This is a genomic window from Bradyrhizobium sp. OAE829, from assembly GCF_040546575.1.
In the GTDB taxonomy this organism is placed as follows: domain Bacteria; phylum Pseudomonadota; class Alphaproteobacteria; order Rhizobiales; family Xanthobacteraceae; genus Bradyrhizobium.
This window is the reverse complement of record NZ_JBEPOE010000001.1, coordinates 1,298,381-1,319,124: the sequence shown is the minus strand read 5'-3', so window position 1 is coordinate 1,319,124 and position 20,744 is coordinate 1,298,381. Positions and strand designations below refer to the sequence as shown.

Genomic DNA, 20,744 nt, shown 5'->3' with positions numbered 1-20,744 from the left:
GAATCTCGAGATTCCGGGTTCGCCGCTGCGGCGCCCCGGAATGACAGTGGAAAAACCCCATGCAATTCGACACCAAAATCGCGGTCGTGATCCGGGCCGATCTTGAACCGTGGCAGAAGCTCAACGTGGCATCGTTCCTGGCCGGCGGCATTGCCGCTTCGTTTCCCGAATGCATCGGCGAGCCCTATGGCGACGGCTCCGGCACCAAATATCTGTCGCTGATCGGCCAGCCGATCCTGATCTACGGTGCCGATCGCGCCGCGCTGTCGCGCGCGCTCGAACGCGCGCTGGCGCGGGACGTGACGCCTGCGGTCTATACCGAGGACATGTTCAAGACCACGCATGACGCCGCCAACCGCGAGGTGGTGAAAGCGGTGATCCGCGCCGAACTCAATCTCGTGGGGCTCGCCATGCGCGCCGAGCGCAAGGTGATCGACAAGATCGTCGATGGGTTGAAGTTTCACAGCTAGGAAACGTGTCCCTGCCTGCAGGTTGGCGGCTTTGCCGTCAGGCGGAATCGCCGCCACCGCTCGCAGCGCCCCCGCCGATCGACGAACCGATCGCGGTGCCGATCACTGGGCCAAGAAAAACGCTGGCGGTGTGGGTCGCGAAATACGCGCGGATCACGCCCAGCGAGAGCATTCCGCCGGCGACGTGATCGAGATCTTCGATGTTCAGTTCACGAATTTCACGGCTCGAATTGGTCATGTTGCACCCCTGCGACCTTCGGTGAGATTCATGCTCACCTCAGGCCGCCAGGGTACGCCAATCAAGGCCGACCATCTGTGCCGGATGTCACGCTGGTTCCGGCAAGATGGCTGCGGCCAATTCAGGCGGGGGGCAAGCCGAGCGCCTGTCCGGCCTCGATCCAGACCGGCAATTCGCGCTGATACAAGGCGTTGCTTTCCTTGAAGCCGATCGCCGGTTCGAGCACGAAGGTAGACAGAATTTCCTTCACCTTCGGATCGTTATTGGCGGCCACGCAGAGTTCGGACAACCGGTCGACGATCGGCTGCGGCGTCGCCTTCGGCACCGCCCAGCCTGAAAAACCGCTCACGGTGAAGAATTTCGAGGTCGCGCCGAGTTCAGGCAAGGTCTTCACGTTAGGAATCGCGTCGACCTTCTTGGAATGCACCGCGAACACGACACCGGCGTTGCTTTGCAGGACGGATTGCGCGGCCGTGTAGCTGCCCATCGCGACGTCGAGGGTGCCGTCCGCGATGCCCGTCCACATCGGCGCTTCACCCCGGTAGTGGATCGGCTCGATGTTGAGGCCATACTGCTTGTTGAGTTCATTGATGGTGATGTGCGGGGAAGAGCCGGCGCTGTAGGTGCCGAAGTTCATCTTGCCGCTCTTGCGCGCGAAAGCGACGAAGTCGTCGAATGTCTTGATGCCCGATTTCGTGCTTGCGACCAGCAGCAGCCCGGCGCCCGGGATGATGCTGACGAGCGCCAGGTCCTTGTCCATGTCATAGCCGGGGTTCTTCATCATGACCCGGTTCATCACAAAGGTCGTCGAGATCGAGCACAGGATGGTGTGGCCATCCGGCTCCGCGCGTGCGACTTCCTGAGCACCGATCGAACCGGAGGCGCCCGCCTTGTTTTCGACGACGACGGTCTTTCCCACCTGCCTGGAGATGTAATCGCCGAAGCCGCGCGCCAGGAGGTCGGTCTGCCCGCCCGCCGGGTAGCTGCAGACCATCCGGATTTGCCGCGACGGCCATGCGCCTTGCGCCGAGGCCCCGCGCACCAGGAATGGCGCCACGGCAGCGGCGGTACCGGCAGCGATGAAGTGGCGGCGATTCAATTTCGTTGACATGATTCCTCCCTGAATTGGCGGGGAGGGTATCGCATCGTCCGGCTTCCGCCATGCGTGAAAGACGGGACAGATTGGCGCAGCGCGGGGACGTCCGCGGTGAATATGCATGCTCGCGTGCGCTTCTTTGTTCGATTTTCACGTTAGACCACGGATGCAGCGCGCATCCGGCATCTCTGCGTTCTAATCGAGGGCAATCTGTTCAAGGACTCGGGGCGTTTCGGGCCGCGGAAGGCGAGCCCGTGTTTGGGTCGCGCGAGTGCGGGCGAGATGGATTGCTTCGCTGCGCTCGCAATGACGGCTGAACGACCAAATCCTCACGGGGACGTGAAAACGGCAGCTTCAGTCCGATATTGACAATGACTGACCGGTCAGTCATATAAGGGACATGAGCAAAACACGCCCCAGCACCCGACGCCCGTCCACACCGGCCAAAAGCCGCGTTCTGATCAGGTCTGCCGCCGCCAAGAGCCCGAAAGTGGTCTCGGCGAAGGTTGATCCCGCAAAACCCGCCTCAAACCGGGCCGAACGCGCCGCCGAGCGACGCGGGGCCATTATCGAGGCGGCGATGGATGAATTCATCGCGCGCGGCTTTGCCGCCACCAGGCTCGACGACGTCGCCAAGCGGGCAGGCGTCGCCAAGGGCACGATCTATCTGCACTTCAAGGACAAGGAAGCGCTGTTCGAGGAATTGATCCGGACCGCGATCGTTCCGCTGGTCAACCGTCTTGCCGCGGCAGGGCCGCCGCCGGCTGGCGCCTCGATCCGGGACATGGTGGAGAAGTTTGCCCGGGCCTTCATCCATGACGTGGTGACGACGCGGCGTGGCGACATCGTGCGCCTGATCGTTGCCGAAGGGCCGCGATTTCCCGATATCGCCGATTTCTACTACCGCGAAGTGGTCTCGAAGGGGATCGCCGGCATGCGCGCGCTGATCGAACTCGGCGTCGCTAGCGGCGAAATCCAGCAGAAGAATCTGGCGCGCTTTCCGCAGATCCTCGTGGCGCCCGCCATCGTCGCGATCATCTGGCAAAGCCTGTTCAGCAAACACGCGCCACTCGATGCGAACGAGATGTTTCGCGTTCATCTCGATCTGATTTTTGGCGAACGGAGGACGACATGACTTCGTCGCGCAAGACCTTCTTAAGAGCGTCGACCATTTTCACCGTGCTCGCGCTGGCCGCCGTGCTGGCCGGCTGCAAGGAGCGCAAGGATCCCGGCTTTCAGGGCTGGGTCGAAGCCGACATAATCTTCGTCAGCCCCGACGAATCCGGGCGCGTGACCAAGCTCAGCGTGCGGGAGGGCGACGAAGTGAAGCCCGGCATGCAGATCTATTCGGTCGATGACGAACTGCAGAAGGCCGACCTCAACCAGCACAATGCGACGCTGGCCAATGCCCAGCAGACCTATGACCGTGCGGCGTCTTTGTCCAAGACCGGTTCGGGCACCCAGGCCAATCTCGACTCCGCGGTCTCGGCGCTGCGTGTGGCGGAGGCGCGCGTCAACACTTCACAGACGCGGCTGGCCCGGCGCAACGGTTTCGCGCCGGTCGCCGGCACCGTTCAGCAAATCTATTTCCGCGAAGGCGAGATGGTGCCGGCGCAGCGGCCGGTGTTGTCGATCATGCCGCCCGGCAACATGAAGCTGCGCTTCTTCGTGCCGGAGACGCAATTGGCGAAGCTTGCGATCGGCGACGAGGTCAAGGTGACCTGCGACAATTGCGCGGGCGATCTCACCGCAAAAATCTACTTCATCGCGACGACGGCGGAATATACCCCGCCGGTCATCTACAGCCTCGATGAGCGCAGCAAGCTCGTCTATTTGATCCAGGCGCGACCGAACAAGCCGGCCAGTCTGCGCGTCGGCCAGCCGATCAGCGTGTTCGTCAATGCGCCGATACCGGTGGCGGACAAGCGATGAATTCAGCCCCATCAACCGCGCCTGACATTGCGATCAATGTCGAGGGTCTGTCGAAATCGTTTGGCGGCCGGGCGGTCGTGCAAAACCTCTCGATGCAGGTCAAGCGCGGCTCGATCTACGGCTTCCTCGGTCCCAACGGCTCCGGCAAGACCACGACCATCCGCATGCTCTGCGGCCTGCTGACGCCGGATTCCGGCGAGGGCACCTGCCTTGGCTACGACATCCGTCGCGAGGCCGACAAGATCAAGCGCCAGGTCGGCTACATGACGCAGCGCTTCAGCCTGTATCAGGACCTCTCCGTGCGCGAAAACCTGGAGTTCGTGGCGCGGCTTTACGGCCTGCCCAACGCGCGGCAAGCGGCGCGCGACATGATCCAGCGCATCGGTCTCAACGGCCGCGAGGAACAACTCGCGGGCGAGCTTTCCGGCGGCTGGAAGCAGCGGCTGGCGCTCGGCGCCTGCACGCTGCCCAACCCGCAATTGCTGCTGCTGGACGAGCCGACCGCCGGCGTCGATCCCAAGGCGCGGCGCGATTTCTGGAACGAGATCCATGCGCTCGCAGCCGACGGCCTGACGGTGCTGGTCTCCACCCATTACATGGACGAGGCCGAGCGCTGTCACGAGATCGCCTATATCGCCTACGGCAATCTGCTGGCGCATGGCACGGTCGACGAGGTGATCGCGCAATCGGCGCTGTCGACCTGGACGGTCACCGGCGACGATCTCAACGGTCTTGCCGCTGAACTGTCAGGCAAGCCCGGCGTCGACATGGTGGCGCCGTTCGGCACCAGCCTGCACGTCTCCGGCCGCGACAAGGCCGCGCTCGAATCCAGCGTCGCGCCCTACCGGGAAAACAGGGGGTGGAACTGGCAGCATGGAGATCCGTCGCTGGAAGACGTGTTCATCGACCTGATGAGCCGCTCAAAGGACAATTTCCAATGAGTACGACCGACACCAACAGCGCGCGCCGCAATGTGCGGGAGCCGTCATTCGGTTTCTGGTGGCGCAGCTATGCGATGCTGGTGAAGGAATTCATCCAGCTCCGCCGCGACCGGGTCTCGTTCGCGATGATCGTGATGCTGCCGGTGATGCAGCTCGTGTTGTTCGGCTTTGCGATCAACACCACGCCGCGCCATTTGCCGACCGCGGTGTTGCTGCAGGAAGACAGCGACCTGGCGCGCTCGATCCTCAAGGCGATGGAGAACACCGCCTACTTCCGCTTTACCCATGAAGTCCACAGCGTCGCCGAGTTCGACGACCTCCTGCAATCCGGCAAGGTGCTGTTCGGCGTCGAAATCCCCCGCGGCTTTGAGCGCGCGGTGCGGCGCGGCGATCATCCGGCGCTGCTGGTCGCCGCCGATGCGACCGATCCGGTGGCGGCGGGCTCGGCGCTGGGCACGCTCAACGGCATCGTGCAGACCGCATTGGCGCACGATCTGCAGGCGGGCGATCCGCCATCGACGCCGTTCGAGATCCGTGCCCATTCCCGCTACAATCCGGCGGCGTCCTCGCGGCTCAACATCGTGCCGGGCCTGGTCGGCACCATCCTGACCATGACCATGCTGATCTTCACCGCACTGTCGGTGACCCGTGAGATCGAGCGCGGCACCATGGAGAGCCTGCTGTCGATGCCGATCAAGCCGGTCGAGGTGATGTTCGGCAAGATCATACCTTACGTGATCGTCGGCTTCGTTCAGGCAACGCTGATCATCGGCATCGGCGTGTTGTTGTTCGGTGTGCCCATTCTCGGCAGCCTGGCCACGCTGGCGCTGCTGACGACGCTGTTCATCACCACCAATCTTGCGATCGGCTACACCTTCTCGACCATCGTGCAGAACCAGTTGCAGGCGATGCAGCTGTCGATGATGTTCTTCCTGCCCAGCATTCTGTTGTCCGGCTTCATGTTTCCGTTCGCCGGCATGCCGAGATGGGCGCAATATATCGGCGAGTGTCTGCCGCTGACGCATTTCGTTCGCATCGTCCGCGCCATCATGCTGAAGGGCGCGACCATCCAGAATTTGCAGTACGACACCATTGCTCTCATTGCACTGATGCTTTTGGCGATGACGATCGCCGTGACCCGCTTCCGTCGCACGCTCGATTGATGCAGTATATTTGATGTCATTCCGGGATGGTGCGCCAGCACCAGACCCGGAATCTCGAGATTCCGGGTTCGATGCTGCGCATCGTCCCGGAATGACAAGGGTGGGGAAATGTTCGGTTTCTGGGGCAACACAAGCGAGAAGCCGGTGGTGTCGGCTGATTTTCAGCGCGCGCTGACGCAGCAGATACTGCGCACCGAGCTGATCCGGATCAAGGCGCTGATCGGGACCACCGTCCTGATCGGGGTACTGATCCTCATTGTCCATGCTCTCGATCCCGATGCGATCCAGAAGCTCTGGCACGGCCGCTTCGATCCGAGCGAGCTCTTCATCGTCCTGGTCCCGTTCGTTCTGTTCGAACTCTGGGTTCACTCCGTCATCACCCGGCACCTCGGCAAGGACCAGGACCTGCCGGTTTACCGGCGCTATGTCGGTGTGCTGGTCGAAACCTCGATGCCGACGCTCGCTTTGGCGATGCACATCGACAGCATGGGTCCGGTGGACGCGCTCGGCTTCGCGGTGCCGCTGACCTATTTCATCTTCGTCATTCTGTCGACGTTGCGGCTGGATTTCTGGCTCTCGACCTTCACCGGGTTCGTTGCCGCAGCCCAGCTGCTTGCCATGGCGATGCTCTATCATCGCGCCGGCAGCGCCGATCCGCCGCCGGATCTGTATTATCACTCGGTGCGCAGCGTCATCATCCTGATCTGCGGAATGCTGGCGGGCGCGGTCGGCGTTCAATTGCGCCGGCAGTTCGAGGCCAGCATCCTCGCCGCGACGGCGCGCGACCGCATCACCAACCTGTTCGGTCAGCACGTCTCGCCGCAGGTGGTCGAGCGGTTGATGGCCGAGGGCGCGGCGACTGGCAGCGAAGTCCGGCGTGTCGCGGTCATGTTCGTCGACTTTCGCAGTTTTACCGCGGGCGCCAGCACCCGCACCCCGCAGGAAGTGGTGGACCGCCTCGATGGCGCGTTCGCGGTGCTGGTCGACATCCTCGACCGCCATGGTGGCATCGTGAACAAGTTTCTCGGCGACGGTTTTCTGGCGCTGTTCGGCGCCCCCTTCGACGCAGGCAACGCCGCGCAGCATGCGGTGGCTGCTGCGCGCGAGATGCTTGAAGCGAACGAGCGCGCCAATAAGGCGTCCAGCTGGCCGCTGCGCATCGGCATCGGCATTCACGTCGGCGAGGTCGTCGCCGGCAATATCGGCTCGCCGCGGCGCAAGGAATACACCGTGATCGGCGACACCGTGAATTTCGCCAGCCGGCTCGAGGCGCTGAACAAGGATTTCAATTCGCAGTTCCTGATCTCGGCGGCGGTCCATGACGCGCTCGGAGAGGAATGTCGCGATGCAGTCGCGCTCGGCGAGGTGCCGGTCAGAGGCTATGAGCGGCCGGTGACGGTCTGGAAAGTGGCATAGGAGAATGGCAATGCAACGGCGTTACATCACCGTCGACGTGTTCACCGATCGCGCCTTCGGCGGCAATCCGCTTGCCGTAGTGCTCGATGCCGGCGGGTTGTCCACGGCGCAGATGCAGGCGATCGCCACCGAGTTCAATTATTCCGAGACCACCTTCGTGCTGCCGCCGGCCGACCGCGCCAATGACGCGCAGGTTCGTATCTTCACCGTGAACCGCGAGCTTCCGTTTGCCGGCCATCCCAATGTCGGCACCGCCTACGTGCTGGCGACGCAAGCTGCAAAACCGCCGGCGCGCCTTTTGTTCGAGGAGGGGGCGGGCCTCGTCCCGGTCGAGATTACGACCGAGCAGGGCAGGGTCGTCAGCACCGAATTCGCGGCGCCGCAGCCGCTGAAGCGGATGTCGCATCTCAGTGCCGAACAGGCGGCTTCCTGCCTGTCGCTGCCGGCGAGCGACGTGAAGGTTGATCGGCATCCGCCGCAGATCATCTCGGTCGGGCTGGCGTTCCTCGCCGTCGAACTCACCTCACGCGAAGCGTTGCGCCGGGCGAAGCCGAATGCGGAGGGATTTGCAAAAACCTTCCCGTGCGACGGCAGCGATGCGGTCTATTTCTATACGCGCGACGTGCCATCGGGCGAAAAACCCTGCGAGTTGCAGGCGCGGATGTTTCATCCCGGCGCCAGCGGGCTTTCCGAGGATCCCGCCACCGGCAGTGCCACCGCCGCTTGCGCGGCGCTGCTCGCGGACATCGATCCGTTGAAGGATGGCGAACTAAAACTAACGATCGGCCAGGGTGTCGACATGGGGCGCCCGAGCCTGCTGCTGACGCGCGTCCGCAAGCAAAACGGCGCGGTTGCCTCTATCCATGTCGGCGGCGCCAGTGTGCATATGATGGAAGGTACGTTTTGGTTAGCGGGCGAGGGGTGAGGTGTAAGGGTTCGTCATGCCCGGGCTTGTCCCGGGCATCCACGTCTTTCTTTTTGCGGCACCAAAGGCGTTGATGGCCGGGCATAGGCGAGCGGAAGCGACGCCGTCTTTCAGACGGCTGTGCCCAGCCATGACGGAGGGAGGCAGCTACACCTGCTTCGCCGCCAAATTCTCCACCTTCACGCCATCGCGGTCTTCGATGATCTCGGCGATCCATTGCCGGTGGCACTGCTCATGGTCGCGCTCGTAGCAGAGAATGCAGACCGGACCTGACTTCTTCACCAGCGCCGACAATTCGTCGAGTTCTTCCCTGGCCTGCGTGGTCTTCAGATGCGCCGAATAGATCTTATGCAACAGATCGAATTTGCCGCTGCGCGCCGCCTCGCGGCCGGTCTTCGGCGTACCCAGCCCCTTCAGATGCAGATAGGAAATGCCGCGCTCGTCGAGGCCGGCCGCGAGCTGGTTCTTGGAAAAGCCCGGCCGCCGTGACGCGGCCACGGCGCGCACGTCCACCAGCAGTTTGACGCCGGCGCTTTTCAGTTCATCGAGCACGGCCTTGGCCGGCGTCTGCTCATAGCCGATGGTGAAGAGGCGATTCCTGCGTGCCATCTCGATGTCCCGGCGCCGTGATGTCCCGACGCCAGGCTAAGTCACCCCGCCACGGATTTCCATAACCGCGGAGGTTATGCCGCAGTTGCCCGGCCGCCAGATGCGTTGCTGCCGGGTGCGCCATGTCGCATAGTCGCGAAAACAGCGCCTGTTGATGGCCGGTTATATCGGGGGAAATACGATGCATGGATTTTGCCGCTCGCTGACGTGGATGGCCGCAGTCGCGCTGCTGGTTTGCGGCGGCGCAGCGCGGGCGCAGGGCACCTATCCAGACCGGCCCGTGAAAATCATCGTCCCGATCGGTCCGGGCGGCAGCTACGATCTGGTCGGGCGGCAGCTTGCCGACGTGCTTTCCAAGCGCATGGGACAGGGCTTCGTGGTCGAGAACAAGCCCGGCGCCGGCACCGTCGTGGGGACGCAGGCGGCGAGCCAGAGCGAGCCGGACGGCTATACGCTTGTCGTCGGCGGGCTCTCCAACATGGCATTCAATTCGGCGCTGTATTCCAAGCTCGGCTACGACCCGCTGAAGGATTTTGTGCCGGTCGCGCTGGTCTACAAGTTCGGCTATGTGATGGTCGGCCGCAAGGATCTGCCGCAGCCCAAGCTGGCGGACATCGTCGCCGCGGCGAAGGCCAATCCGGGCTCGATCTCGGTGGCGACCGCCGGCGTCGGCACCGGGCAGCAACTGGTGGCGGCGGCCTTCATGAAAGCTGCGGGGGTGAAGCTGCTGGAAGTGCCCTACAAGGGCTCGCCGCCGGCGTTCACCGATCTGCTGGCGGGCCGCATCGATCTGTTCTTTGACTCGATGGCCGCAGGCCTACCCCATGTGCAGTCCGGGCAGGCGAAAGGCATCGCCGTGCTGGCGTCCAAACGCAGCCCGCTGGCGCCCGACGTGCCGACGATGTCGGAAGCCGGCGTTCTCGGGCTCGATGTCGATTCCTGGCTCGGAATCTTTGCGCCCGCCAAAACTCCTCCGGAGATTCTCGCCAAGCTCCGCCGCGATATCCGCGCCTCATTGCCCGACCTCAAGGAGCGCTTCGAGAAGAGCGGCGGCGAAGTCTGGGACGTGCCCGACGACAAGCTCAATGCCTTTGTCGCGTCCGAATATGAGACCTGGACCAAGCTGATCCGCGAGGCCGGCATCAAGCTGGATTGACGAGGAGCCTACTTCACCCGCTCGATCAATTCCATCGCGCCCGTCGGCGCGCGGACCTTGCCCTCGTGGATCACGTAGGCGAAGACGTCACGCGGCGTCTTCTTCGGCTTGGCTGCATCGACGCGCGGCAGGTCGTCGGGTTCACTTCCAGAGGCCCAGGCCTGAAACCGATTCGCCCAGGCGTCGAGCTGTTTTGGCGGATAGCAGGTCTTGAGTTCGTCATTGCCCTTCTGCAGCCGCGCATAGACGAAGTCGCTCGCGATGTCGGCAATACCAGGATATTTGCCGTGCTCGGCGAACACGACGGGCGTTTCGAACTTTCGCAGCAGTGCGATGAAATCGGGCACGCAAAAACTGTCGTGGCGGACTTCGACCACGTGACGCAGCGCGCGGCCTTCGAGTTTGCGCGGCAGCAGTTCGAGGAACTTGCCGAAATCGGCCTCGTCGAATTTCTTGGTCGGCGCGAATTGCCAGAGCACGGGGCCTAGCCGGTCGCCGAGTTCCAGCACGCCTGAATCATAGAACCGTCTCACGGAATCGCCGGCTTCCGCCAGCACCCGCCTGTTGGTGGCAAAGCGTGGCCCTTTCAACGAGAACACGAAACCGTCGGGCACCTCACGCGCCCATTTGCGAAAACTCTCCGGCTTCTGCGAGCCGTAATAGGTGCCGTTGATCTCGATCGAGGTCAGCTTCGACGCGGCGTAGGACAACTCCTTCGCCTGCGTCAGCTTCTCTGGATAAAATACACCGCGCCACGGCTCGAAGGTCCAGCCGCCGATGCCGATAAAGATGTTGCCGCTGTTCTTGGCGGACGATTTTGCAGGTTTGCTCACCGGGGGCTCTTTGCGAAGGAGGGATGATTGCGGGCCGATCTTAATCCAGATCGGACCTAATTGGCCAGATTGCCGCAGGCAAAGATGATCGTCCGGAAGTGCGGGATAGAAGCCGGGCGCTGCGGCGCGATATATGGACACAGACGCCGGTTCAGCCGACAATACACGCAGAACTTGGCGCGCCAATTGCAAACCTTTGCAATGTAGCAGGCCGTAGGCCCAGGAACTTTTCCGTTCATATCGACGCAGGTTCGGAGTTGGCTACGAGCGGATACATGACAGGCAAACATCAACCATCGCAACAAGCGACCAAGGGCGGCGGGCAAGCCCAGTTCGGGGCCTTGCTGATGACCGATGGTGGAACGCAACGGAGCGGGCCGCCATCGCTGTTCCATGGCCTCACCGAGTCCGAAATCGCGCAGGTGCTGGGCTCCGGAAAACGCAAAGTGCTCTACCGCGGCGCCCAGCTGTTCAGCCAGGGCAGTCCGCAAGACGGTATCTTCCTGATCGAGAGCGGCCGCATCAAGGTGTTCTACATCGCCCCGTCGGGCCGCGAGATCACGCTCGCCTATTGGCACTCCGGCAATTTCGTCGGCGGCCCCGAGGTCTTCAAGCAAGGCCTGCACATCTGGTCGGGGGTCGCCGCCGTCAACAGCACCGTGCTGCATTTGCCGGGCGATATCCTGCGCCGGATGGTGCTCACGATCCCCGCGCTCGCGATCGGAATCATCGAGGGCCTGACTTTCAAAGGCCAGTGCTATTCGGCACTCGCCCAGATGCTCGGGACGCGCTCGCCGACCGAAAGGCTGGCGCAGCTGCTGCTGCATCTGATGAACCTGTATGGCGTTGAAGAACGCGATGGATCGCTGATTGCCGCGTCATTCACGCATGCCGATCTCGCGCATATGACCGGCGTGACGCGCCAATCCGTCACCATCAGCCTGAAGCGATTTACCGAGCTTGGAATCCTGCACGCGCACGGCTCCAACCTCGTCATCAAGGACGCGGACAGGCTGAGCGATATCCGCGACGGCAAGCTCGCCAAGGCCGCGGCCTCTGACGACATCTGAGGTGAAGGTCTAAGCGCGTCCCGCGTCAAACCGCCGCTGATGTCGGCGGGCTTCCGGACGTCTGCGGGCTGAGTCCCGTCTGGTTGCAATGGCTAATTTATAGACATTTAGCTCGCCGGATAACCAAGACGGGCGCAATATCTGTACATTAATTGAGCATCCGCAAATTTCTTAGCAATACGTTGCTGGTTCGAAGCGTTCGTCGTTTCGGATTCTGAGGAGGCCGTTCAGAACTTGCTGACCGGACGTGATCGCGTCCGTGATGGAAGCAAGCGAGTTCGCGGCAAATGACGCCTACCACTCCCTTCGTTAGCCACGCCCTTCGCGAACCGGGCCTTCGCGAACCGGAAGCCGTCCGCGCCGTCAGAATTGGTCTGATGGCATGTCGTTTGCACCATCAGGGTCATCAAGCCAGTCAGTCTGCTCAGCGCCGAGTAACCCTGCCGCCCTTCGCCGTGGCCGGGGGATTCAGCATGGGCCATGCAAGTCACACCGCACAGTTTGGTTCGAAAGGATTTGTCCCATGAGCATCGGCCCTGCGTCTAAACTCCCTGGCTTCCTTCCTTTGATCGCTGCGGCAGCCATCGCATTGGCGCCCGGACAGGCGAGCGCTCAGACGCTCGAGATCGGGATCGGCACACAGAATACGACGACCAACACCGTGACCGGCGGCGTCGTGCTGAAGGAGCTTGGTCTCCTGGAGAAGCACCTGCCGAAGACCGGCAAGTACAAGGACATCCAGTACAAGCTGAGCTGGCAGAACGCCACTTCCGGTCCGCCGATCACCAACGGCATGATGGCCAACAACATCCAGATCGGCATGATGGGCGACTACCCGCTGATGGTGAATGGCGCCACCGGGCAGGCGACCAAGAACGAAACGCAGCTCGTCGCGATCATCGCCTACAACGCATTTGGCGGCGGCAACGGCATCGTCGTCCACAAGGACTCGTCGTTCTACGAACTCGCCGATCTCAAAGGCAAGAACGTATCGGTGCCGTTCGGCTCCGCCGCGCACGGCATGATGCTCACCTCGCTGCAGAAGCGCGGCCTGCCGCCCGATTTCTGGAGCCTGGTTTCGCAATCGCCGGAAGTCGGCACCACCAATCTGCAGGAAAAGCGTATCGACGCGCATGGCGACTTCGTGCCGTTCGCCGAATTGCTGCCGTTCAAAGGCTTTGCCCGCAAGATCTATGACGGCGCCGAAACCAAGGTGCCGACGTTCCACGGCGTCGTCGTGCGCAAGGATTTCGGCGAGAAGTATCCGGAGATCGTGGTGGCCTACATCAAGGCGTTGATGGAGGCGAACGACTGGATGCGCAAGAACCCGAAGTTTGCGGCCGAGAAGATCGAGGAGTGGACCAAGATCAACAAGGAAGTGATCTACATCTTCCTGGGTCCCGGCGGCGTGCACACGCTCGATGCGACCATCAAGCCGAAATGGGTCGAAGCTGTCGGCGCAAATTACGCTATCCTGCAGAAGCTCAACATGATCAAGGAACTGAACATCGGCGCCTGGGTCAACGACAGCTATGTGCGGGCGACCTACAGGGAACTCGGGCTCGACTACGACAAGCAGCTTGCTTCGTATGACACCTATAACGTCACCGGCACCGATCCGGTCTGCAACACGCCGGTCAACAATCCCCTGCAAACCGGCGAGATCTGGATCCAGGGCGGCGACATCGTGCCGTTCAGTTCACCGGTCTGCACGCTGCTCGGCTTGAAGAAGTACGGCTCCGAAGGCAAGAAGTTCAACGCCGTCTATCTGGTCGACCGCGAGCTCGGCATCAAGGTGTTCGCCGACGCCGCGTTCTATTCGGTCGGCGGCCAGGATCCGAAGAAGCCGGATGTCGTGCCGTTCCTGCTCAAGAAGGATGCGGAAGCCTATGCAGCCAAAAATGGCGGCAAGCTTGCCACCTATGCCGAAGTCCTCGGCGCCATCAACCTGGGGCAGTAGGGGAATCCGATGGGCAGCACGGCAACAGCCAAGATTGTGGCGCTCCCTATGGTCGACAAGCACGCCGATCCTGAGCCGGTGGCGGCGGAGGTGAAAGCCTCCGCAGCCCAAATGTCCGCAGCGGAAATTCCGGTGCCGGAAGCGGAGCCGATCCCCACGGTCTCGCTCACCAAGGTGTTTTTGGGCCTGCTCGGGTATGTGACCCGCGAGCGGATGATCACGGCGTTGCTTGCCTGCATCTCGATCGGGGCCCTGTTCCTGTTCTGGTATCTCGGCACCAAGTACAGGCTGGAATTCTACATCCGCTTCAAGAACGTTCCGACGCCCTATGAAGTGTATCAGCAGCTGACGCAGGTCGGGCTGTCGAACAAATACCTCTTCAATATCGCGATGAGCGTGCGACGCATTCTGCTCGGCTTCATGATCGCGACCATCATCGGGGTGCCGCTCGGGCTGGCGATCGGCAAGTACGAGCGCGTGCGCGACTTCTTCATGCCTGTCGTCGAGATCATGCGGCCGATTCCGGCGATCGCCTGGGTGCCGATGTCGATCATGCTGTGGCCGAACAACGAAGCCAGCATCGTCTTCATTACCTTTATCGGCGCCTTCTTTCCGATCCTGCTCAACACCATTCACGGGGTTCATTCACTGGATGGCGTGCTGGTACGGGCGGCTCGTTGCCTCGGCGCCAGCGAGATCCGGCTGTTCATGAACGTGATCCTGCCTGGCTCGTTGCCGCACATCTTCACGGGTCTTGCCGTCGGCATGGGCGTGGCCTGGGTTTCGCTGATTGCCGCCGAGATGATCTCGGGTCAATTCGGCGTCGGCTACTTCACCTGGGAAGCCTACTCACTGGTGGACTATCCCGCGATCGTGCTCGGCATGATCACGATCGGTGTCCTTGGACTGGCGTGCAGCGGCATCATCCGGATGGTTGGCGTCCTTCTGATGCCCTGGCTCGCATTCGCACCCGGAGGCCGGCGATGAGCATGACCATGGCGGAAACCGAAGTCAGCAAGGGCTTCATCGACGTTCGCGATATGGGCGTGACGTTCGGCGCCAACGACAACAAGGTCGTTGCCGTCGACAATGTCTCGCTCAACGTGCAGCCGGGCGAGTTCGTCTCGCTGATCGGGCCTTCCGGTTGCGGCAAGTCGACCTTGCTCAGCATCGTGGCCGGCTTCGTCAAGCCGACCCGCGGTGAGGCCCTGCTCGATGGCAAGGCGATCACCAAGCCCGGTTCCGACCGTGGCGTGGTGTTCCAGCAATACTCGCTGTTTCCGTGGCTGTCGGTTCGCAAGAACGTCGAGTTCGGCCTCAAGATGGCCGGCGTCGAGCAAGGCAAGCGCAACTCCACGGCACGGGCGCTGCTCGATCTGGCCGGGCTGCTCTCGTTCGAAAACCATTATCCGGATCAACTGTCCGGCGGCATGAAGCAGCGCATCGGCATCGTCCGTGCGCTGGCGACAAGCCCGCAGGTGCTGCTGATGGACGAGCCGTTCGGCGCGCTGGACACGCAGACGCGGGTCGTGATGCAGGAGATCCTCACCAACATCTGGCAGCAGTTCCGTATCTCGGTGCTGTTCATCACGCACGACATCGAAGAATCGATTTTCCTTTCCGACCGCATCTACGTCATGACCGCGCGACCGGGCCGCATCAAGGCTGTCATCAAGGTGCCGCTGCCGCGTCCGCGCACGGCCGAGATGACCGACACGCCGGAGTTCATGAACCTGGTGCAGGAGCTCAAGGGTCTGATCCGCGAAGAGTCGCTCGCCGCCATGGCGCCGGAGATCAAGGATCGAGGCCTATCTGGCTTTGGAATGAAAGTGGGACCGAAAGGAGTAGGCGAAATCTTCTGACGTAACTTTGAACGTCGCGGCCTGACAGGCGCGAACCCAAGAATCGATCACAGCAATCAAGCACAGACGCAAACAGGCGCGCGCGTCAACGATGACTCACGCCTCGTGTCCACAAATCGGAGCATTCAATGGCAAAGAAACCAAACATTCTGTTTTTCCATGTCGACAATCTGGGCATGGGCGAACTCGGTTGCTACGGCGGCGGCATTCTGCGCGGCGCCGATACCAAGCGCATGGATCAGTTCGCAAAGGAAGGCGCCAAGCTGACGCACTACGTCGTCGAGCCGCAGTGCACGCCGACGCGTTCGGCGCTGATGACCGGCCGTTTCCCCATTCGCTCGGGCAACCACACCATCGCGCTCGGCGGCAATGGCGGCGGTATCGTCAAATGGGAACGCACCATCGGCACCATCCTGTCGGATGCCGGCTATGCGACCTCGATCTACGGCAAATGGCACATCGGCGCCGAGGACGGCCGTTTCCCGACCGACCACGGCTTTGACGAATGGTACGGCCCCTTGCGTACCTATGACGAATGCATGTGGCTGACCGACCCGCATTATGTCGCAGAACGCGACGGCTTCTCGCACATGCATGAGGGCGTCAAGGGCAAGGGTGCATGGCCGCTGCTCGATGAGCAACTCACCATGGAGACCAAGAAAACCTGCGATCTCGAATACCAGAAGCGCGCCATCAAGTTCATGGAGAAGTCCGTCAAGGCGGACCAGCCGTTCTACTGCTACTTCAACCACTCGCTGATGCACTTCCCGATGAGCCCGCGCGACGAATTCGTCGGGAAGAGCACCAATGGCGACTGGGGCGATTGCCTGCTGATGCTGGACCATGATTTCGGCGTGCTGCTCGACAAGCTCGACGAACTCGGCGTTCGCGACAACACCATCGTCGTGATGTGCGGTGACAACGGCGCCGAGGACCATCTCGCCGGACGCGGCACTGGCGGCTTCTTCGACGGCTCGTACTTCAGTTCGGCGGAAGGCGGCATTCGTACGCCGCTCCTGATCCGCTGGCCGAACCACATCAAGCCGGGCACCGAGAGCAACGAGATGGTTCATGTCACCGACATGTTCACGACGCTGCTGTCCATGACCGGCTGCGAGGCACCCAAGGATCGCCTGATCGACGGCGTCGACCAGAGCGAGTTCTTCCTCGGCAAGAAGGAAACGTCCAACCGCGAGTCCTGCATCGTCTGGCTCAAGGACGAGCTGCACGCTGTGAAGTGGAAGGACTTCAAGATCAACTTCAAGCGGCAGCAGCACTTCCATGATCCGGAGCTGGCGCTCGGCTTTGCCCGCATCACGCATCTGAAGGAAGACCCGAAGGAACGTGACGCCGTCAACCAGCGCTACGTTCGCTGGTGGGTGATGCAGCACGCCCAGCGCATCATCCGCGACTTCGAGGAGAGCGCCAAGAAGGAGGAACTGATTCCGCCGGGCGCGGCACTCGATTTCGTGCCGAAGCAGCGCCAGAAGGCTTGAGGACGATGTCTGCACCGAGGATAGCGGCTGACGTCGCGCAGGGTGCAACCGGCAATCGCCGGGGAGCGGGCTGCTGCTCGCTCCCTGGCCAACCAAACACGGGCGTAACGCCTGGCACAATCAACCGCGATTCCATGGTCTGGATCCCGGGCGGCTCTTTCCTGATGGGCTCCAACAGCTTCTATCGGGAGGAACGCCCGGTGCGTCCTGCCTCCGTCGACGGGTTCTGGATCGACACCTATCCCGTCACCAACGCCGAGTTTCGAAAATTCGTGGAGGCGACCGGATACGTCACCTATTCCGAACGCCCGCCGAACCCTTCGATGTATCCCGACGCCGATCCACAAATGCTGGTGCCGGGCTCGCTGGTGTTCAAGAAGCCCGATCATCCGGTGAACCTGCGCAACAACCTCGCCTGGTGGGAATACAGGCCAGGCGCCCACTGGCGGCGTCCGCAGGGGCCGGAGAGTTCTATTGCAGGATGCGAAAATCATCCTGTCGTGCATGTGGCTTACGAGGACGCGCTCGCTTACGCGGCGTGGGCCGGCAAGGAGCTTCCGACCGAAGCGGAGTGGGAATTCGCCGCGCGCGGCGGTCTGGAAGGCAAGGCCTATCCCTGGGGCGATGCCTCCAATCCGGACGGCCAGTTCATGGCCAACACCTGGCAGGGCCATTTTCCCTACCAGAATTCGGCCGACGACGGCCACGAGGGGACGTCGCCGGTCGATGCGTTTCCGGCCAACGGCTACGGCCTGTTCGACATGGTCGGCAACACCTGGGAATGGACGTCGAGCCCTTATGGCGCCGAGCAGGAGCAGCAACAGCAATCGTGCTGTCATCCGAAGCCCGGCGACGACACATCCGTGCGCCGGGTGGTGAAGGGCGGTTCGCATCTGTGCGCGCCGAATTATTGCTTGCGTTACCGGCCGTCGGCGCGCCAGGGCGAAACCGTCGATTCCTCTACCTGTCATATCGGCTTCCGCTGCGTCGTGCGTCAACCACCGGGCACCTGACGAGAATCTCTTTCGCAACCGGCGCGGGCCGGAGCATCGCCAACCATCTTTCGGAAGTTTCCCATGCAGGCCGCCAGCACAACGACCAACGCGCAACTCCAGTTTGAAGACTCGCCGTCGATCGGCGCGGTGCTGCGTGCGCCCAACCTTTTCGTCCGCGAGTCGCTGGCCGGCATCGTCACCGCGCTGGCGCTGATTCCGGAGGTGATTTCGTTCTCCTTTGTCTCCGGCGTCGATCCCAAGGTGGCGCTGGTCTCTTCCATCGTGCTGTGCCTGGTGATGTCGGCGCTCGGTGGCCGGCCTGCGATGGTCACCGCGGCGGCGGGCTCGATCGCGCTGGTGATCGGGCCGATGGTGAAGGTGCATGGCGTCGGCTACATCCTGCCGACCATCCTTTTTGCCGGCATCATCCAGATCGTCTTTGGCTTTGCCGGACTGGCACGGGTGATGCGCTTCGTTCCACGTTCGGTGATGATCGGTTTTGTGAATGCGCTCGGCATTCTGATCTTCGCCGCACAGGTGCCTCACATCTTCAATGTGCCATGGCTGGTCTATCCGCTGTTCGCGCTGACGATCGCCATTGTCCTCATCATGCCCCGTTTCACGACATCAGTGCCGGCGCCGCTGGTCACCATCATCGTTGTGACCGCGATCGTAATGGTGGGGCATCTGACCGTGCCCAATGTCGGCGGCGAGGGGGCCATGGCGCCGGGACTGCCGGGCCTTACGGCGTTCATCGTTCCGCTCAACCTTCAAACGCTCAGCATCATCTGGCCGACGGCGCTCAGCGTCGCCTTTGTCGGCCTGCTCGAGACGTTGCTGACGGCCAAGCTGGTCGACGACCTGACCGACACACGCTCGCACAAGGGCAAGGAGTCCTGGGCGCTCGGCGTCGCCAATATCGCCGCCGGGTTCTATGGCGGCATCGGCGGATGCGCGATGATCGCCCAGACCGTGGTCAACGTGAAGATCGGGCAGGGCCGCACCAGGATATCGACGGCGGTCGCCGCACTCGTGCTGCTGGTGCTGGTCACTGCGCTCAGCGACCTGATGGCGCAAATTCCGATGGTGGCGCTCGCCGCCGTCATGATGATCGCAGCCCTCAAGACCATCGATTGGCACAGCATCCGGCCTACGACGCTGAAGCGCATGCCGATCCCGGAAACGTTGGTGATGGTTCTGACCGTTGCCGTCACGGTTGCCACCGGCAATCTCGCGATCGGGATCGCCGTCGGGGTGTTGCTGGCGATGGTGTTGTTCGCGCGCCGGGTCGCCCATGTCATCCGGGCCGACCGCACGCTCAGCGAAGACGGCCTTTCGGTTCGCTATCACGTCCATGGACCGCTGTTCTTCGGCAGCAGCAACGACCTCGTCGAGCGCTTCTCCTACGGCGCAGATCCCAAGCGCGTCCTGATCGATCTCACTTATTCCCAGATCTGGGACGCTTCGAGCGTCGCGGCGCTGGATTCGATTGAAACCAAATACCGCGACCATGGCGCGTCAGTCACGTTCGTTGGGCTCGACCAGCGCAGCTCCTCGTTCCACGAGCGGCTGACCGGCCAACTCGGCGCCTGAATTTCGGAACGCGGAACGAGAAGGAGCTTCCGATGGCATTCTTTCAATGGCTGTCGACATTCGTCCGCAGGATGATGCGAAATTGGTCCGGCCGCTACCGGCCGGAGCGGCATTACATGCGCGGGGCCGGGCCGGCGTCAAAGCGAAGCGCGCGCCACAGCACAAGCTCCTGAGATGCGGCGTTGATCGCGGATCCGGCACCTTATCCGACAGCGCGTACTCCAGGCCAGCCCAATCAATCGTGATTGGCCAACTCGCTGAAACCGTGCTGTGCACGGTTGCCTCGATCGCGGGGCGGGCTACGCAAAACAAAAATGGAGAAAAGGATGCGCATCCTGATCGCCGCATTGGTCGTGATGACAACTTTCCCTGTTCTCGCCGACGAGGTCGGTGACGCGCGCAAATTGGCGGTTTCGGGGCGTGACGCCTACTGGAACTGCCTGGCCCGCGAGTATCCGCGGGAGAGCAACAAGAACATGCCGGAACAGGAATTTGGTGCGTTGATCGCCGCTGCCTGTGCGTCCGAGCGGCAGAGTTTCCGGGTGGCGCTGGTGGGCTTTCTCGGGATCCAGTCCCCGGACAAGGATGCGGGCGCGAACCTGACGACGGCCAACGATGCCATCGCCTTCGCCCAGAAGGACATCGTGACGGCGTTCGCAAGGCGCAAAGCCGCGTCGAAGTAGCCAACCCGGCGTTCGTCAGCCTATTCCACCAATCCGGCCTTCCGTGATATTGATTCCCGATCAGACGGGGGATTGTCGGGTATGAATTCTGAGTCGATAGCCGGTATCTTGGGTGCCATTGTCGCCTCGATCGTGCTGGTGGTTGCGATCGCCTATGGGCCGATCGGGCAGTTTGGCAAGCCGGCGCCGAAGCCGGCCGCCGTCCAGCAACCGTCCCAGATGGCGCCCGCGGCGCCCGCACCACGGGGACCGGTGATCCGGGAAGTCCCGAATTAATTGACGCAGGGCAGGGGTTAGGCCACCCCC

General features: G+C 62.3%; 21 protein-coding genes. 17 read left to right on the top strand and 4 right to left on the bottom strand.

The genetic code is table 11. The annotated features are described in order from the left end of the window. Nucleotides 1–59: 59 nt before the first annotated feature. Nucleotides 60–470: a DUF2000 family protein gene (locus ABIE49_RS06540; protein WP_192734107.1), complete on the top strand. Its 411-nt coding sequence runs from the start codon at nucleotides 60–62 to the stop codon at nucleotides 468–470. A gap of 37 nt (nucleotides 471–507) precedes the next feature. Here the strand turns inward: ABIE49_RS06540 and ABIE49_RS06535 are convergent, their stop codons facing one another. Both ABIE49_RS06535 and ABIE49_RS06530 read right to left on the bottom strand, forming a co-directional pair. Continuing rightward, nucleotides 508–708, bottom strand: a complete 201-nt coding sequence (locus tag ABIE49_RS06535; RefSeq protein WP_192734106.1) for a hypothetical protein — start codon at nucleotides 706–708, stop codon at nucleotides 508–510. A 121-nt stretch (nucleotides 709–829) separates the two neighbouring features. Then, complete coding sequence (locus ABIE49_RS06530) at nucleotides 830–1,819, bottom strand: Bug family tripartite tricarboxylate transporter substrate binding protein (protein WP_192734105.1); 990 nt, start codon at nucleotides 1,817–1,819, stop codon at nucleotides 830–832. 385 nt (nucleotides 1,820–2,204) lie between these two features. On the opposite strand from ABIE49_RS06530, the gene ABIE49_RS06525 reads away from it, so the two are divergent. The 6 genes from ABIE49_RS06525 (at nucleotide 2,205) to ABIE49_RS06500 (ending at nucleotide 8,181) form a co-directional block, all read left to right on the top strand. After that, complete coding sequence (locus tag ABIE49_RS06525; RefSeq protein ID WP_192734104.1) at nucleotides 2,205–2,939, top strand: TetR/AcrR family transcriptional regulator; 735 nt, start codon at nucleotides 2,205–2,207, stop codon at nucleotides 2,937–2,939. Then, entirely contained in the window at nucleotides 2,936–3,736 is an 801-nt protein-coding gene (locus ABIE49_RS06520) for an HlyD family secretion protein (protein WP_192734103.1), read from the top strand. Before ABIE49_RS06525 ends, ABIE49_RS06520 begins: the two co-directional genes overlap by 4 nt. Further along, nucleotides 3,733–4,677 (top strand): ABC transporter ATP-binding protein, encoded by a 945-nt coding sequence (locus ABIE49_RS06515; RefSeq protein ID WP_192734102.1) that lies wholly within the window; start codon nucleotides 3,733–3,735, stop codon nucleotides 4,675–4,677. Before ABIE49_RS06520 ends, ABIE49_RS06515 begins: the two co-directional genes overlap by 4 nt. After that, nucleotides 4,674–5,840, top strand: coding sequence for an ABC transporter permease (locus ABIE49_RS06510; protein ID WP_192734101.1), 1,167 nt, complete (start codon nucleotides 4,674–4,676; stop codon nucleotides 5,838–5,840). The genes ABIE49_RS06515 and ABIE49_RS06510 overlap by 4 nt, the downstream gene beginning before the upstream one ends. Nucleotides 5,841–5,948: 108 nt before the next feature. Beyond that, nucleotides 5,949–7,256, top strand: a complete 1,308-nt coding sequence (locus ABIE49_RS06505; RefSeq protein ID WP_192734100.1) for an adenylate/guanylate cyclase domain-containing protein — start codon at nucleotides 5,949–5,951, stop codon at nucleotides 7,254–7,256. A gap of 10 nt (nucleotides 7,257–7,266) precedes the next feature. Then, a complete protein-coding gene (locus ABIE49_RS06500) occupies nucleotides 7,267–8,181 on the top strand; it encodes a PhzF family phenazine biosynthesis protein (protein ID WP_192734099.1) in 915 nt (304 codons plus the stop codon). Nucleotides 8,182–8,328: 147 nt separating this feature from the next. Here the strand turns inward: ABIE49_RS06500 and ABIE49_RS06495 are convergent, their stop codons facing one another. Then, nucleotides 8,329–8,790, bottom strand: a complete 462-nt coding sequence (locus ABIE49_RS06495) for a DUF488 domain-containing protein (RefSeq protein WP_192734098.1) — start codon at nucleotides 8,788–8,790, stop codon at nucleotides 8,329–8,331. A gap of 181 nt (nucleotides 8,791–8,971) precedes the next feature. Between ABIE49_RS06495 and ABIE49_RS06490 the strand changes: the two genes are divergently transcribed. Then, a complete protein-coding gene (locus tag ABIE49_RS06490) occupies nucleotides 8,972–9,946 on the top strand; it encodes a Bug family tripartite tricarboxylate transporter substrate binding protein (protein WP_192734097.1) in 975 nt (324 codons plus the stop codon). Between the two features lie 8 nt (nucleotides 9,947–9,954). Here the strand turns inward: ABIE49_RS06490 and ABIE49_RS06485 are convergent, their stop codons facing one another. Beyond that, the gene (locus ABIE49_RS06485; protein ID WP_192734096.1) at nucleotides 9,955–10,779 is read right to left on the bottom strand and encodes a DUF72 domain-containing protein; all 825 of its coding nucleotides are present in this window, start codon (nucleotides 10,777–10,779) and stop codon (nucleotides 9,955–9,957) included. 347 nt (nucleotides 10,780–11,126) lie between these two features. Between ABIE49_RS06485 and ABIE49_RS06480 the strand changes: the two genes are divergently transcribed. From ABIE49_RS06480 to ABIE49_RS06440, 9 genes are all read left to right on the top strand, one after another. After that, a complete protein-coding gene (locus ABIE49_RS06480; protein ID WP_354067409.1) occupies nucleotides 11,127–11,849 on the top strand; it encodes a Crp/Fnr family transcriptional regulator in 723 nt (240 codons plus the stop codon). Between the two features lie 523 nt (nucleotides 11,850–12,372). Next, nucleotides 12,373–13,809 carry an ABC transporter substrate-binding protein gene (locus tag ABIE49_RS06475; RefSeq protein WP_192734094.1) on the top strand — a complete coding sequence of 479 codons (1,437 nt, stop codon included), beginning with the start codon at nucleotides 12,373–12,375 and terminating at the stop codon, nucleotides 13,807–13,809. 9 nt (nucleotides 13,810–13,818) lie between these two features. Beyond that, a complete protein-coding gene (locus ABIE49_RS06470; RefSeq protein ID WP_354066629.1) occupies nucleotides 13,819–14,796 on the top strand; it encodes an ABC transporter permease in 978 nt (325 codons plus the stop codon). A gap of 2 nt (nucleotides 14,797–14,798) precedes the next feature. After that, on the top strand, nucleotides 14,799–15,671 hold the full coding sequence (locus tag ABIE49_RS06465) for an ABC transporter ATP-binding protein (protein WP_502915986.1): 873 nt from the start codon (nucleotides 14,799–14,801) through the stop codon (nucleotides 15,669–15,671). 128 nt (nucleotides 15,672–15,799) lie between these two features. Further along, complete coding sequence (locus ABIE49_RS06460; RefSeq protein WP_192734092.1) at nucleotides 15,800–17,167, top strand: arylsulfatase; 1,368 nt, start codon at nucleotides 15,800–15,802, stop codon at nucleotides 17,165–17,167. 134 nt (nucleotides 17,168–17,301) lie between these two features. Next, entirely contained in the window at nucleotides 17,302–18,180 is an 879-nt protein-coding gene (locus tag ABIE49_RS06455; protein WP_192734091.1) for a formylglycine-generating enzyme family protein, read from the top strand. A 63-nt stretch (nucleotides 18,181–18,243) separates the two neighbouring features. Next, nucleotides 18,244–19,755, top strand: a complete 1,512-nt coding sequence (locus tag ABIE49_RS06450; RefSeq protein ID WP_192734090.1) for a SulP family inorganic anion transporter — start codon at nucleotides 18,244–18,246, stop codon at nucleotides 19,753–19,755. Between the two features lie 326 nt (nucleotides 19,756–20,081). Continuing rightward, on the top strand, nucleotides 20,082–20,438 hold the full coding sequence (locus ABIE49_RS06445; RefSeq protein WP_192734089.1) for a hypothetical protein: 357 nt from the start codon (nucleotides 20,082–20,084) through the stop codon (nucleotides 20,436–20,438). A gap of 81 nt (nucleotides 20,439–20,519) precedes the next feature. Then, on the top strand, nucleotides 20,520–20,714 hold the full coding sequence (locus tag ABIE49_RS06440; RefSeq protein WP_192734088.1) for a hypothetical protein: 195 nt from the start codon (nucleotides 20,520–20,522) through the stop codon (nucleotides 20,712–20,714). Nucleotides 20,715–20,744: the final 30 nt, after the last annotated feature.